This window comes from Segetibacter aerophilus (genome assembly GCF_007991655.1).
Taxonomy (GTDB): Bacteria; Bacteroidota; Bacteroidia; order Chitinophagales; family Chitinophagaceae; genus Segetibacter; species Segetibacter aerophilus.
The window spans coordinates 720,687-735,504 of record NZ_BJYT01000001.1; the positions used below are offsets into that span (position 1 = coordinate 720,687).

At 42.7% G+C, this 14,818-nt stretch carries 8 protein-coding genes; 7 read left to right on the top strand and 1 reads right to left on the bottom strand.

Annotated elements, in window-relative coordinates; translation table 11 throughout:
- Positions 1–352 precede the first annotated feature (352 nt).
- From SAE01_RS03025 to SAE01_RS03035, 3 genes are all read left to right on the top strand, one after another.
- Positions 353–2,257: an AAA domain-containing protein gene (locus SAE01_RS03025; RefSeq protein ID WP_147202098.1), complete on the top strand. Its 1,905-nt coding sequence runs from the start codon at positions 353–355 to the stop codon at positions 2,255–2,257.
- A 68-nt stretch (positions 2,258–2,325) separates the two neighbouring features.
- Positions 2,326–3,525 (top strand): glucuronyl esterase domain-containing protein, encoded by a 1,200-nt coding sequence (locus tag SAE01_RS03030; protein ID WP_147202100.1) that lies wholly within the window; start codon positions 2,326–2,328, stop codon positions 3,523–3,525.
- Between the two features lie 481 nt (positions 3,526–4,006).
- On the top strand, positions 4,007–6,370 hold the full coding sequence (locus SAE01_RS03035) for a DUF7133 domain-containing protein (protein WP_246113147.1): 2,364 nt from the start codon (positions 4,007–4,009) through the stop codon (positions 6,368–6,370).
- Positions 6,371–6,453: 83 nt separating this feature from the next.
- Here SAE01_RS03035 and SAE01_RS03040 read toward each other — a convergent pair whose 3' ends face one another.
- Entirely contained in the window at positions 6,454–7,323 is an 870-nt protein-coding gene (locus tag SAE01_RS03040) for an AraC family transcriptional regulator (RefSeq protein WP_147202102.1), read from the bottom strand.
- Between the two features lie 129 nt (positions 7,324–7,452).
- Between SAE01_RS03040 and SAE01_RS03045 the strand changes: the two genes are divergently transcribed.
- The 4 genes from SAE01_RS03045 to SAE01_RS03060 all read left to right on the top strand — a co-directional run bounded on the left by SAE01_RS03045 (position 7,453) and on the right by SAE01_RS03060 (position 14,799).
- Positions 7,453–10,965, top strand: a complete 3,513-nt coding sequence (locus SAE01_RS03045; RefSeq protein WP_147202104.1) for a PVC-type heme-binding CxxCH protein — start codon at positions 7,453–7,455, stop codon at positions 10,963–10,965.
- A gap of 144 nt (positions 10,966–11,109) precedes the next feature.
- Entirely contained in the window at positions 11,110–11,970 is an 861-nt protein-coding gene (locus SAE01_RS03050) for a sugar phosphate isomerase/epimerase family protein (RefSeq protein WP_147202105.1), read from the top strand.
- Positions 11,971–12,131: 161 nt separating this feature from the next.
- The gene (locus SAE01_RS03055; RefSeq protein ID WP_147202107.1) at positions 12,132–13,250 is read left to right on the top strand and encodes a Gfo/Idh/MocA family protein; all 1,119 of its coding nucleotides are present in this window, start codon (positions 12,132–12,134) and stop codon (positions 13,248–13,250) included.
- 151 nt (positions 13,251–13,401) lie between these two features.
- The gene (locus SAE01_RS03060; protein ID WP_147202108.1) at positions 13,402–14,799 is read left to right on the top strand and encodes a sugar porter family MFS transporter; all 1,398 of its coding nucleotides are present in this window, start codon (positions 13,402–13,404) and stop codon (positions 14,797–14,799) included.
- Positions 14,800–14,818: the final 19 nt, after the last annotated feature.

Consider the following 14,818-nt stretch of genomic DNA (forward strand, 5'->3'; position numbering starts at 1 on the left):
GACAACGAGAAAAATGATTTATTAACCAGCCTAATAAAACACTGGTAGTCTTCTTTTACTAATATGGCCAACACCCAAAAGAAAAAAAGGACCACTTAAGCTAGCGGTCTCGCAGCACAACGAGTCGCAAACCAACAACAGTTCTTGCATAGGGACATCAGCCGGTTGGGTTCCAAGCGAAGCGAAGGAATTCAAAAACATGCGAAGCAGTTTTTGAAACAAGCGGGTGGAGTCCCGTTGCAAGAACGAAGCCCAGCGGCTTGAGCGCCGAACATGTATTAAAGCTGGTTTTAAAAAATATTGAAGGGACTGTTCACAACAGTTATATCTACTCACCTTTTACCTTCGCAGAATGGATTATTTTAAGAGCCTTTCCGCATTATTACAAATCGAGAAGGAAGAAGACCGCAGATCATACAAGGAACTGACAGAAAAAATGCCGGTAGCAGAGCGAAGGGCAAACGGAATGACGTGGTACCCGGTGGCAATAAAAGATACAGAGATTGGACGCGGGGATTACCTCACGGTAGAAGTAGAGCGTACTACTCACCAAGACATTATTCACCAGCTTCGTTTCGGAATGTCAGCCGCTCTTTTTTCAAATCACGATGCAAAAAATGATAGGGTAGAAGGTACCATTACTTATATCAGTGCAAACAAACTCAAGATCTCTTTACGCACTGACGAGTTGCCCGAATGGTCCCGGAACGGAAAGCTGGGCATCGATGCTGTTTTCGACCAGAATAGTTACGACGAGATGGAGTATGCGCTCAAAATAGCGCCAGTGGTGGCAGAAAGAAAAGATGAAGGAAATCTTATAAAAATACTTACCGGGGAAAAGAAGCCTACTTCTCAAACCCTAAGCGCGCCTTTTGTCAGCACTAAGTTGAATGCTACACAAAACGCCGCTGTAATAAAAATTTTAGAGGCCAACGAACTTGCTATCGTTCATGGTCCGCCGGGTACAGGTAAAACTACCACGTTAGTACAGGCTATTAAGGCCCTAATTGATCAAGACAACAAGCAGGTTTTAGTGGTTGCACCTAGCAATGCAGCAGTCGATCTGCTTAGCGAAAAACTGTCTGATGAAGGAATGAACGTCGTGCGGGTAGGAAATCCTGCCCGGGTAAATGAACGCATGATGTCGCTTACGCTGGACAACAAAATGTCGGCACATACCAGCATTAAGGAAATCAAGCGCCTTAAAAAACAGGCGCGTGAGTTTAGAGATATGGCGCACAAATACAAGCGCAGCTTTGGATATGCAGAAAGGGAGCAACGGAAAGCCTTGTTCAACGAAGTCCGCAATATTAATAAAGAAGTAGAGCGACTCGAGCAGTATATGATAGATGATGTTATCTCTAAAGCAGAAGTTATTACGGCCACTATGGTTGGAGCAAATTATTATACCGTTCGCCAGTTAAGATACCAGACGGTCGTGATAGACGAAGCGGGGCAGGCCTTGGAACCGGCTTGTTGGATACCCATTTTGAAAGCTCAAAAAGTCGTGATGGCAGGAGACCATTGCCAGCTACCACCAACGATTAAGTCAGATGAAGCGGCAAGAAAGGGGCTGAATATTACATTGATGGAAAAGTCTGTAGACCTTCATCCGGAAGCCGTTGTACTACTAGAGGCGCAATACCGGATGCATGAAACCATTATGGGTTTTTCATCCCGTGAGTTTTATGGAGACAGGCTGAAGGCCCATCCATCAGTTGCCAACCACGTGTTGTTTCCCGGTAATCAACCGCTTGCATTTATTGATACTGCCGGTTGTGGTTTCGAGGAAAAGCTGCAGGGCACAAGCATTAGCAATCCGGAGGAAGCAAGCTTTCTGCTAAAACACCTTAATTCGTTGGTCGGCCAGTTGAAAACAATTTATAACGAAATTGATTTTCCTTCAATAGGAGTCATCTCCCCGTACAAGCACCAGGTAGAAGTGCTGAAGGAGTTGTTGCTTTCTTCAACTAAACTCCTTCAAATTGGCTCGGCACTCACCGTTAATACCATCGACAGCTTCCAGGGACAGGAGCGTGACATAATTTATATCAGCATGACGCGGAGTAATTCAGAGAGTGTCATTGGCTTTCTTTCAGATATCAGGCGGATGAATGTTGCCATGACTCGTGCACGAAAGAAACTGGTAGTCGTTGGCGATAGTGCAACTCTTTCACAACTTGATTTCTATACTGACTTTATTACATACGCGCAGGAAAAAAACTGTTACCAAAGTGCCTGGGAGTTTATGGATTAGATCAAGCAGATGCTTTTTGTTTGAGTATTTTTTGCCCTCTTTTGCTAAAACGACTAAATTGGTTCCATATGAAAAAAGTAATAATAGCGTTTGCTTTAATTGCGCTGACGAATGGCTTGCATGCACAAGGTCCAAACGAAGCGAACTACGACGAAGCAAAAGTTCCAAAATATGTCTTACCTGAAGTATTGAGAACTACTTCTAATATCGAAGTTAAAAACAAGACAACATGGGAGAGTGTAAGACGCCCTGAACTGATTAAGCTTTTCGAGGATAACATCTATGGGCAGATGCCTAAGAAATATAGCAACATCAAGTATACTGTTTCTAATAGAGACGCTAATGCAATGAATGGCAAGGCCGAACTCAAGCAGGTACTAATCGAGGTCTTCAACAACAATACATCGGTTAAGATCAACCTGGTTTTATTTGTTCCAAATGCTGCGAAAAAACCCGTCCCCGTATTTCTATTAATCAACAACCGGGGAAAGGAGAATACCGATCCTACAAGAGCTACAAAAAGCGAGTTCTGGCCCGCGGAGATGTTAATCGATAGCGGTTACGCTATCGCAGCCATTCATGTCACCGATCTTGCTCCCGACGACAAAGAGAAATATGTAAATGGCGTGCTACAATTATATCCAGACCAGTTAACTGCAGATAATGGAATGAAAGCGATTGGCGCATGGGCATGGGGAGCAAGCCGGGTAATGGACTATTTCGAAACTGATAAAGAGATCGATGCAACAAAGGTGGCGGTTGTAGGACACTCACGTGGTGGTAAAGCCTCTCTGTTTGCTGCCGCTGAGGACCAGAGGTTTGCTATGTGCATTACAAACTGCTCCGGCAATACGGGTGCGGCCTTAGCACGCAGACAGTTTGGCGAAAGAATCAACCGGATCAATGCTTCTTTTCCTCATTGGTTCAATACCAATTATAAAAAATATAATAACAATGAGAACGCGTTGCCTGTCGATCAGCATATGCTTATTGCACTTGTTGCTCCGCGTCCTCTCTACGCCACAAATGCTTCCAAAGATTTATGGGCCGATCCAACCGGCACTTTTTTGTCTTTAAAAAATGCCGAAAAGGTGTATGCCTTGTACGGGAAAAAGTCTAATCTTCCTGCCACGCCTCCCGGTATCAATCAACCCATTATTCAATCTCCATTGGCTTATCACAACAGGGAAGGTGATCATAATCTTACAGCATACGACTGGAGCAACTTCATCAGGTTTGCAAACTTTCATTACAAAAAAGGAAAATAAAGGAAAGGTTTTGGGGACCAGACAGTAAAGCTTCCTCTGGCTTTTGTTGCGTCGCACACTTGTACAGAATCAACTTATGCAGCAATTCCTCCGTCTAAACCATTAGCCATTATCAAACTGCTTTAGCCCCAAACTGCAGGAGCTTTACTTCAACAGACTTTATTACTTCTTTAAATCTGTCAAATACTTATTGTTCGTAATTTGCCAATTATTATCAATAACAGCGATTGCATGAAAAATACTATTCCCCTCTTTTGCCCTGCTAGAACGATGACTAGTTTTACTTCTACCTATTGCCAGTAAGTATTCAGCGAAAAAATAAGTGGCAAAACCAGGGATGAGTTTACTTTAATCTTTACAAATTATTCTGACTGCTAAAAGAACTAAAGTCGAAGGGGTTGGTTTAGTAACATTCTAACAGCTTATTATAGTAGACGGTAAACGGACTTAATACAGAAATTCTTTTAATTTTTACAACCATATGAGGCAAATTGAACAACTTTCTTTAGAACTTCTCAACAAAACAAAACAGGTTTATTTAATCAGGAATGTTCTGTACTTTCTCCCTGCACTTGTGTTAATTGCCGGGTTTACGCTTTTAGCAAAAAACCACCAAAATCATTCAAAGAACGCTTTGGTAATAGACGGACCAAAAAAGCCTACTTCATCCCCTGTTTTATCTCCTGAGGAAGGCATCAAGAAAATGCATGTCGAAGACGGTTTCATGGTAAAGTTAGTCGCTTCAGAACCTCTGACTACGGCACCCGTAGCTTTGAACTTTGATGAAAAAGGCCGCATTTGGGTAGTGGAAATGGAAGATTATATGCCAGATACTATAGGTACAGGCGAAGATCAACCGCTTGGTAAAGTCGCCATCCTAAGCGATAAGAACGGCGATGGTGTAATGGACGATCGAAAAGTTGTTATTGACTCTCTTGTCTTGCCACGGGCCATTTGTTTAATTGAGAACGGAATCCTCGTAGCTGAACCTCCTTACCTATGGTATTATGATTTAAAAGACGACAAGGCCATAAACAAAACGCTGGTCGATGCAAAGTATGCTGACGGCGGTAACGTAGAGCACCAACCCAACGGGTTATTTCGCGCTCTTGACAACTGGATCTACAGCGCCAAATCTGCTAAAAGGTATAGAAAGAAAGGCAGCAAGTGGTTGGTCGAAAAGACTCACTTTCGTGGTCAGTGGGGCATTACCCAAGACGACCAGGGAAGGTTGTTTTATAACACCAATTCGGAAAACTTGTTGGGCGATTACTTCAGTCCCGGCCTTGGTGCTACCAACGAACACCAACGTGCAGTATCAGGATATGTAAAGAAAATAGTAGCAGACAACCGCGTTTATCCGGTAAGACCAACTCCTGGAGTGAACCGCGGGTACCTGGAAGGAGTGCTTGATGACAGCCTTCGCCTAGTAAATTTCACGGCGGCTTGTGGTCCTGTTATTTATAACGCCGATTTGTTCGACAAAGAATATTACGGTAACGCCTTTGTTGCAGAACCGTCAGCAAACCTCATCAAACGAAATCTTTTACAGGAAGATGGTTACAGGATAGACGGGCGCGAAGCGTATGTAAAAAAGGAATTCCTTGCCAGTGAAGACGAGCGGTTCAGACCCGTAAGTTTATACGTTGGTCCTGATGGAGCAATGTATGTTGTAGACCTGTATCGGGGAATTATTCAGCACAAAACTTATTTGACTCCTTATCTTAAAAATGAGATTAAGGAAAGAAATCTTACGCAGCCCCTGTCTTGTGGTAGGATTTACAAAGTTGTTCCTGTAAATAAGAGTGGAGAGGCGGTCAAATTTTCAAAAGATGCGAACCAGTTAGTATCGCTGCTACAAAGCCCCAACGGTTGGGTACGAAACAAAGCACAACAGTTATTATTGGATGGTAAATACAAGACGGTAGCTCCTGCTTTGCGTAAAAACCTTGTTGCTGGCAACAACCCCTTAGCCCTCACTCATTCTATGTGGACGTTGGAAGGGCTTGGCCTTTTGCAACCTTCAGATGTGTTGCCGCTGCTTAAACAAACTGATCCAAAAATTCGCACGCAGGCTTTGACTGTTTTACCATCTGTTTTAAATAAAACGAATTATGTACAGTTTATGCCCGTCCTGCAAAAGATGATCAACCAGGATGATTCATTGGCTGCTCCATACATTGCTTTTCTTGCACACCACATTCAGCCATTGAGCGCCTCGGCCTCAAAGCAATTGTTATTAACGTTATCGAAAAAGTATGCTTCAAACCAATACGTCGCTGATGCAATCATTAGCAACCTACAGGATAAGGAAACTGCTTTTTACCAGGAGGCACTTCGGGTTAATCCTGATTCAAGTCTTGCTATTTTTAAGCAACTAAAAAGAGTTATGACAGACGTTGCGTGGTCGAAAAACAATAGCAACGCAGTTGATATTGCGAAACTGTATCCTAAAGGCGCTGCTTTATTTGGAACCATTTGTCAAACTTGTCATGGTAAAGATGGTAACGGCGTGCCGTCACTTGCACCACCTTTAAATAATTCGGAGTGGGTCACCGGGGACAAGAATAAATTGCTTTCGATTATATTGTACGGATTAACGGGTCCTGTAAAAGTAGCCGGTAAAGTGTACAAAGCACCTGAGATTAACGGCGATATGCCGAGCATTGGAGCAAGTAAGGAGTTTACTGATGCAGATATTGCGCAAGTTGCAAATTTTATCAGAAGCTCTTGGCTTAATAAGGCTACCGACAAGGTTACCGCGGCCGACGTAACTAATACCCGCAAACGATTTAAGAACAGGGAGAAAACTTTCACGATGGAGGAACTAGCTAAACTTCCTTAAAAGCTAGTTGAATAATATTTTTTATAGGGCCGCGCTTAAAAGTGCGGCCTTTCTTTTTGCCAGCTTTGCCTACCCTTTGATCCCTATAAATTCAAAAATTCCTTTTTATACTCAAGTGGCGTTTTGGACATGATCTCTTTAAACTGGTTGTTGAAATTTGAGAGGGTATTGAAGCCGCAGTCGTAGCAAATGTTGGAGATAGAAAGGTTCGTTTCCACCAACATTTTACACGCGTGTTTAATTCTTATCTCAGAAAGAAACCTGGAAAAGGGCTTGTTGTTGATCGCTGAAAAATAGCGGCTAAAAGAAGTCGGAGTCATGGGAAGTAACAAGGCAACATCTTCGAGAGTTACTTTTGTCCGGTAATTCTTTAGCACATATTCGTACACTAGATTTATCCTGTCGGTCTCCGACTTTTTTAATGGATTTTGATAGGTCACGGGCGATATATAATGATAATCTTTACAACCTGCCAACTGCGTAAGAATTTGTAGCAGTTGAATGATACTTTCAACTCCCTGCAGATGCAGTAGTTCCTTCATCAGCTGAACCACCCTTTCTTTCTTGTCCCCGTAGAATTCCAGCCCTTGGATCGATTTTGCAAACAGTTTCTTCAGCTGTATAAATTCGTCTTTTGCCAGTATGTCTTCGCCTAAAAAATGTTCGTTCAAATAGATTACTATACCTCTTGTCTGTAAAGTACTGCTTCGCTCAAAATACGCCTCTTCACTTCGCCAAAGATGCGGTAAGTGGGGACCTGTAAAAACCAATTCTCCCGCATTGAACAACTTTATACTGTCTCCAATGAAACGGGTTCCGGTTCCCTCGCCAACGTAGAAGAGTTGGTACTCTGAGTGAGAATGCCACGTAGGATCAAAATGTTTCTCAGCCAGTTCTTTGATAACAAAAATCTTTGTGTCAGGAATCGCTGACTTATGTAAAGCAAACTTCATGTTTTCTCTAATTCTTCTGTTTTTATTATTTATAGGAAAAGATACAGTCAGAATTTGACATAATGCGCGCATCTTTTATTAAACAATCTGACGATATTCGCTCTATTATTCTAACGAACTACAATTGTCATGAGCCCCAAAAAAAATCTCCTTCTTGTCATTTGCTGTATTATATCTATTTGTTTTATAGCAGCCACCAATAAAGCTGCTGATCCTGCCAGGCGCCTTGAGATCTTGTTTTTAGGGCATAAAAGCAAGCACCATGATTCTCAGAAATTGGCAGACATTTTAAACAAAGAATATTTTAAAGATGGCATCAACATTACTTATGCGAACGATCCAAATGAACTGAATGAAGTTAACCTGAAGAACTTCGATGGTCTGGTGTTGTACGCCAATTATGACGAAATAACAAAAGACCAGGAAAAAGCTTTGTTGGGTTTTGTGAAAGGTGGAAAGGGCTTCATTCCTCTTCATTGTGCCTCGTACTGCTTTAGAAATTCTCCCGAAGTGGTTGAGATGATTGGCGGTCAGTTTTCGACTCACAAAGTCGACTCTTTTCCTGCCGTCATTACAAAACCTGAACACGCCGTAATGAAAGGTATCAATGCTTTTTACACAAAAGATGAAACTTACGTACATACTAAAATCAGTAAAAACATCGAGGTCTTATCTGAGAGGGTTGAGGGCGAGCATCACGAACCATATACTTGGGTAAGATCTTTTGGCGACGGAAGAGTTTTTTACACTGCTTACGGTCATGATGATATAACTTTTAATAATCCTGGCTTCCTTAATTTGGTAAAGAACGGGATAATGTGGGCGGTAGGTGATAAAGCAAAGGCAAGCCTTGCTGCTTATCAAATTGCAAAGCCAACTTATACCGACGCGGTCATTCCTAATTACGAAAATCGGAATCCAGCCCCAAAGCTTCAGGCGCCTTTAAGTCCTGCGGAGTCAATGTCTTTAATGCAGGTTCCGCCGGGTTTCGAACTTCAATTGTTTGCTGCAGAGCCTGATGTGATCAACCCGATTTTTATGAATTGGGATGAGAAGGGAAGGTTGTGGGTTATAGAGACAGTGGATTATCCAAACGAAGTGAAAGAAGGTGATATAGGTGACGACCGCATAAAAATATTAGAAGATACGAATGGTGATGGCAAGGCTGACAAGTCCACGATATTTGCCGATAAATTAAACATTCCAACCAGCTTTGCATTTGCAAATGGTGGTATTATTGTCAGCAGCGCACCAAGCTTCCTGTTTTTGAAAGATACAGATGGCGATGGAAAGGCAGATGTAAGGACACCCATATTAACAGGTTGGGGTAAAGACGATACGCACGCCCAGGCTTCCAACCTGAGATATGGTTTAGATAACAAAATTTGGGGTGTTGTAGGCTACTCAGGCTTTAATGGTAAGGTAGGAGACACCGCAATGAAATTCAGTTCCGGCGTATATCGGTTTACACCTGATGGTAAAAAATTGGAGTACCTGTCAACGACGAGTAACAATACCTGGGGGCTGGGCTTCTCGGAAGATTTCGATGTGTTTATTTCAACAGCAAACAATACCCATTCTGGCTTTTATGGCATAGATAAGAAATACCTGGCAATGGGTAAGATAGATGAATCCGGAGTTGAGAAGTTGGATGCGCATTATGAGATGCACGTGGCAACAAAAAATCTAAGACAGGTAGATGTGCAGGGAGGTTTTACAGCTGCAGCAGGCCACAGTCTTTATACGGCGAGAAACTTTCCTAAAGAATATTGGAACAGGATTGCTTTTGTAAACGAGCCTACGGGACGCGTAATTCATAAGGCAATCATGAAGCAAAGTGGGGCTGGTTTTAAAGAAGACGGCGACGGATGGAACTTGTTGACAAGTGCCGACGAATGGGCCGGACCGATACAGGCAGAAGTAGGTCCTGATGGTGCGGTGTGGGTAGTTGATTGGTATGATTTCATTATTCAACACAACCCAACTCCTTCTCCCGACCGTGGCGGTTACCAGGCTAAAAACGGTAAAGGCAATGCTTACATAAATCCACTAAGAGATCATGAAAGAGGTCGTATTTATCGTATTGTAAATAAGAGTAACAGCCAACTCAATACTTTCAGTTTAAACAAAAGTGACTCTAAAAGTCTCATAGCTGCACTTTCAAACAACAACATGTTTTGGCGCACAACTGCTCAACGTCTGTTGGTTGAAAATGGAGATAAGAGCGTGCTACCGGCTTTATATAAATTAGTTAGAAATGAAAAAGCAGATGAAATAGGCATAAACCCTTCAGCCATTCACGCATTGTGGACTATGCATGGTTTAAAGGCTTTCGACGGTACAAACAAAGAAGCGCTTGATGTAGCTGTAAAAGCACTGTCTCATCCTGTTGCTGGTGTTCGACGCGCCGCTATACAAGTATTACCAAAAACACCAGCTACGTTAATGGCTCTGCAAAAAGCACGTGTTTTAGATGATGCAGACGGAAGAGTAAAGTTAGCCGCCGTGTTAGCGCTGGCAGATATGAAGCCTTCTGCTGATGTCGGTGCTGCGCTTGTAGATGTTGCCTTGAAGCCCGAAAATGAAAAAGACAATTGGTTAAAGTGGGCAATTACTGCTGCAGCTGCAAATAATCAAACTTACTTCGCGGCAGCTTTCAACAAAAAGGGAGCTGTTGCTACCACAACGAATATTGGCGAAGCATCTCTTGCTCAACGGCTGGCCATGTTGAACCGCATCACGTCTATCCCGTTGTTTGCACGTAGACCCGCAGGCTCTCCTCCTTTGGAAGCGCCGGATGTGACAAACAAGGAAATAAATATTTCGGGTGACTTACAAAAAAATGGACCTTTCCCTTACCAGGGTTTAATCGTAGCACACGGTAATCTTTTAAATGGTTACGGCGTGTTTTTAAAGGAGAATAAATTGTATTTCCAGGTTAACCAGGATAGTAAATCGTACTCTATTAATAGTGAGCCTTTACCTCCAGTCGGCAAATTTAATTTCAGGGTAACATTGCTTAAAGATGGAGCAATGGGAATTGCCATTAACAATAAACAAGTAGCAAATACACTTGCTTCAGGCTTGTTTACTACACCTCTTCAAACTGGTCTTAGGGTTGGTGTGGAAGATAAACTAGGCAGCGATAAAGTAGCAGAATATCCGGACACCTTTAGAATTCGTGGGGCGCTAACCGCTGCCAGGCTTGAGGTTTTCAGTCCCGGTTCTCCGAAAAGCGTTGCATCAACCGGAAAGCAAACAGCTTCGAAAGTTATCGTTATTAATGTGGTTAAGGATGTAATGAAATTTGATAAAACCCTGATCACTGCTAAAGCGGGCTCGGTCGTTCAAATCGTTTTCAAAAATCCTGACCACATGCAACACAACTGGGTGTTGATTAAACCTAAAACGACTGAAAAAGTAGGCGCTGCAGCTGACAAATTAGCGATGGATCCAAATGGTACAAAACTAAATTACGTTCCAAGGATACCAGAGGTATTACAAGCTACGCCATTGATAAATCCTGGATCAGAGTTCACCATCACCTTCACTGTTCCTGATGCTGCCGGAGACTATCCGTTCGTGTGTACTTTCCCCGGGCATTGGAGAATTATGAAAGGAGTTATGCGGGTAACGAAATAATTAGTTATAGAGTCTTTCGGAGTGTAACGTGTCGATTTGTAGTTGCAGTACAAGAGTGCGACGCAACAATGTTACATGGAAATCCAGAGGCTGGTATCATACATGTGCGTTCGGGAATAAAGTTTATCAAAAACAAAAAACATTATGGCATTACAGGTAAAATACGGGGTAACGACGTGGCTATGGACTTCTCCTTTTTCCACCGAAACTATTCATCCCGTCTTTTCTAAAATAAAAGGGATGGGCTTCGACGCAGTTGAAATTGCGGTCGAATATCCTGAGCTCATCGATGCCGAAGCGGTAAAGCAGGCTTTGAGCGAGTACAATTTGATCCCTGTCGTTTGTGCCGCTTTTGGCCCATCACGCGATCTTACGAGCGAGGATCCTGCTATCCACCAAAACTGTTTCAACTATATCAATGCGTGCTTCGATTTGTGCAATCATTTGGGAAGCTCTTTCCTCGCAGGCCCAATGTATTCTGCCGTGGGCAAGGCAAGAATGATACCCGAAACCCAGAGAAAACAGGAGTGGGAGCTGGCGGTAAAAAACCTCCATAAAGTATGTGAGATGGCGGGGGAGCGAAATCTGCAGATAGCATTAGAGCCGCTGAATCGTTTTGAGTCTGACCTTGTAAATACTGCGGCCGATGTCATTCGGCTTGTCAACGACATTGCTCATCCTGCCGCTAAAATAATGCTCGACGGATTTCACATGAACATTGAAGAACGTGATGTCGAACAAGCTATTATTAGTACCGGTGATAACCTGATCCATTTCCAGGTTTCAGAAAATTATAGGGGTACACCTGGAACCGGGCAGACGCGCTGGGATGCGTACCGAAAAGGATTAGAAGCGATTAATTATAAGGGGGTAGTTTCCATAGAAAGTTTTACGCCTGAAAATAAAGAACTCGCCGGCGCAGTATGCTTCTGGCACCCCATGGCCGAAAGCCAGGACAAGTTTGCTTCCGAAGGTTTGCACTTTTTGAAGGGGTTATTTGCTTAAGTCAATATTATTTGTGCAAGCTAGCAACCGCTATTATACATCGTTGCGTCGCACACTTGTACGATAGCTTACCATTCATCCTGAGCCTGGCTTATAGCTAATCTTACACTCAATACTTTGTGCCTTTTTGATACCGAAAACATAAAACCAAAAATAATAGTATGGAAAATAACAAGTTCAATGTAGCCATTGTGGGCCTCGGCTTTGGGGCAGAATTTATTCCCATTTACCAGCGTCATCCTTATGCTAACATGTACGCCATTTGTCAAAGAAATATGGAGAAACTGAACGAAGTCGGCGATGCATTTGGCATTGAGAAAAGATACAGTGACTATAACGATTTGTTGAACGATCCTAACGTTGACATTATTCATATCAACACGCCTATTCAGAGCCACGCCGAACAATCCATTGCTGCACTAAGAGCGGGTAAGCATGTAGCATGTACGGTACCAATGGCAACAACTGTAGAAGAATGCAGGCAGATAGTTGAAGCCGTGAAAGAAACGGGGCTAACCTACATGATGATGGAAACGGTGGTGTACAGCCGTGAATTTTTGTTTGTAAAAGAAATGTATGAAAAAGGTGAAATGGGTAAACTTCAATTCCTTCGCGCATCTCATCAACAGGAAATGGCGGGGTGGCCGGGCTATTGGGAAGGATTACCTCCCATGCACTATGCGACCCATTGTGTCGGACCTGTTGTGGCCCTTGCAAAAGCCGATGCAGAACACGTTTCTTGCTATGGTTCGGGAAGAATTGATGAGAATTTAATTAGTAAGTACGGCTCACCTTTCGCCATCGAAAGTTGCCATATTAAATTTAAAGACTCAGACCTTGCTGCAGAAGTTACCCGTTCATTATTTAATACTGCCCGCCAATACCGCGAGAGCTTTGATGTGTACGGATCTAAAAAATCTTTCGAATGGACTCTTGTTGAACACGAAGAGTCTGTTATACATACAGGTGAAACTCCCGAGAAAGTGAAGATCCCAGACTATGCACACTTGCTACCTGAAGAGATACAATCTTTTACAACAGGAGGAGTATACGATGCCGACAGCAAGCAGCATTTGTCTTTTATTCAAGGTTCTGGCCATGGCGGATCTCATCCTCACCTTGTAAACGAATTTCTTTCCGCTCTTCATGACAAACGAGAGCCTTTTCCAAACGCAAGACAATCAGCCAATATTACTTGTGTAGGTATTCTTGCACACGAGTCTGCCATGCAGGGAGGTAAGCAGCTTTTCTTGCCAGAATTTACATTGAGCAACACGTAATCTTGCGGTCACAGTAACGAGATAAACGGAAATGAAATCGTCTATAAATATAAGAGGCGGATACACCCATAGTGTGCCTGCCTCTTGTTTGGCGATTTTACTTTAAATTGTCGTTGAAACGTTTCCGCCACTACTAACTCAACCATCCAACATGCAACTTGCTTCCAATGAAATTACTTCCAATGTCGCAGTTAAAGGTTCTGGAAATCTCTTCGGAATTTCCTTAATAGCAGCTCTCGCCGGTTTTATTTTTGGCTTTGACACGGTAGTGATATCTGGTGCCAATCTTCCTATAAAAGAGCTTTGGCATACTTCCCCCTGGTTTCATGGATTTTTTATTATGTCCATGGCTTTATGGGGAACGGTAGTAGGAGCATTGTTCGGCGGCATTCCTACAGAAAAGTTCGGACGAAAAAAGGTGCTGTTATGGATTGGAGTACTGTTTAGTGTTTCGGCGATAGGTTCTGCGTTGGCTCCCGGCCCGTATTCTTTTTCATTCTTTCGATTTATCGGTGGTCTTGGTATCGGTGTGTCTTCAGTTGCCGCTCCGACATACATATCAGAAATTTCAACACCGGCTACAAGAGGTCGCTTGGGCGCGATGTACCAGTTTAATATCGTTTTCGGAATATTGATCGCTTTTCTTTCAAATTATTTTTTTGCAGGCGTTGGAGGAGAAGATTCTTGGAGGTGGATGCTAGGGGTAATGGCAGTTCCTTCATTAATCTATACCGTCATGGTAATAAGTATTCCTGAAAGTCCACGCTGGTTGATTGCTAAGAAAAATGACCTCGTAGCCGCGGCGACCGTATTAGCAAGATTAGGAGTTTCGAATGTTGAGGAGGTTATCTCATCCGTAACTGATAGTATCAAACACGAAACTTCTACGGGACATTCGTCAGGTTTTTTTAGCTCTAAATACCGTGCAATTGTTTGGCTCGCCTTTATGGTTGCTTTCTTTAACCAGGTCTCGGGCATAAATTTTATTCTTTATTATGCTCCTGAAATTCTTGAAAGAGCTGGCCTTGCTGCAAAGGAGTCTTTATTAAACTCTATAGCCATCGGTGGAACCAATCTTATTTTTACGTTTGTCGGTTTATATCTAATAGACAAAGCAGGTCGAAAAACATTGCTAACGATAGGCTCATTTGGATATATCCTAAGTCTCTCAATGGTTGCCTGGGCATTTTATTCACATGCAAGTCCTACTTTTTTATTGGTGTTTCTCTTGCTATTTGTTGCATCGCATGCTGTTGGACAAGGTGCCGTCATTTGGGTTTTTATATCAGAAATTTTTCCTAACAAGGTTAGAGCAACGGGACAGTCATTTGGAGCGAGCGTGCATTGGGTCTTTGCGGCAATCATCACCCTGATTAGTCCAGTTTTTCTGGACTCGGAGAATGGAATTTTTAAAGACAACCCGTGGCCAATATTTGCCTTCTTTGCACTAATGATGATTTTGCAACTGATTTGGGTATTTACAAAAGTTCCTGAAACCAAAGGTGTTTCTCTAGAGCAGCTCGAAAGGAAATTAGTAAAGGATGAATAGTTATAAAACGAATACTCCT

Coding starts and splice junctions, on each gene's coding strand:
- SAE01_RS03050 (WP_147202105.1), top strand. CDS start 11,110: ATGGCATTACAGGTAAAATACGGGGTAACGACGTGGCTATGGACTTCT.
- SAE01_RS03025 (WP_147202098.1), top strand. CDS start 353: ATGGATTATTTTAAGAGCCTTTCCGCATTATTACAAATCGAGAAGGAA.
- SAE01_RS03045 (WP_147202104.1), top strand. CDS start 7,453: ATGAGCCCCAAAAAAAATCTCCTTCTTGTCATTTGCTGTATTATATCT.
- SAE01_RS03030 (WP_147202100.1), top strand. CDS start 2,326: ATGAAAAAAGTAATAATAGCGTTTGCTTTAATTGCGCTGACGAATGGC.
- SAE01_RS03035 (WP_246113147.1), top strand. CDS start 4,007: ATGAGGCAAATTGAACAACTTTCTTTAGAACTTCTCAACAAAACAAAA.
- SAE01_RS03060 (WP_147202108.1), top strand. CDS start 13,402: ATGCAACTTGCTTCCAATGAAATTACTTCCAATGTCGCAGTTAAAGGT.
- SAE01_RS03055 (WP_147202107.1), top strand. CDS start 12,132: ATGGAAAATAACAAGTTCAATGTAGCCATTGTGGGCCTCGGCTTTGGG.
- SAE01_RS03040 (WP_147202102.1), bottom strand. CDS start 7,323: ATGAAGTTTGCTTTACATAAGTCAGCGATTCCTGACACAAAGATTTTT.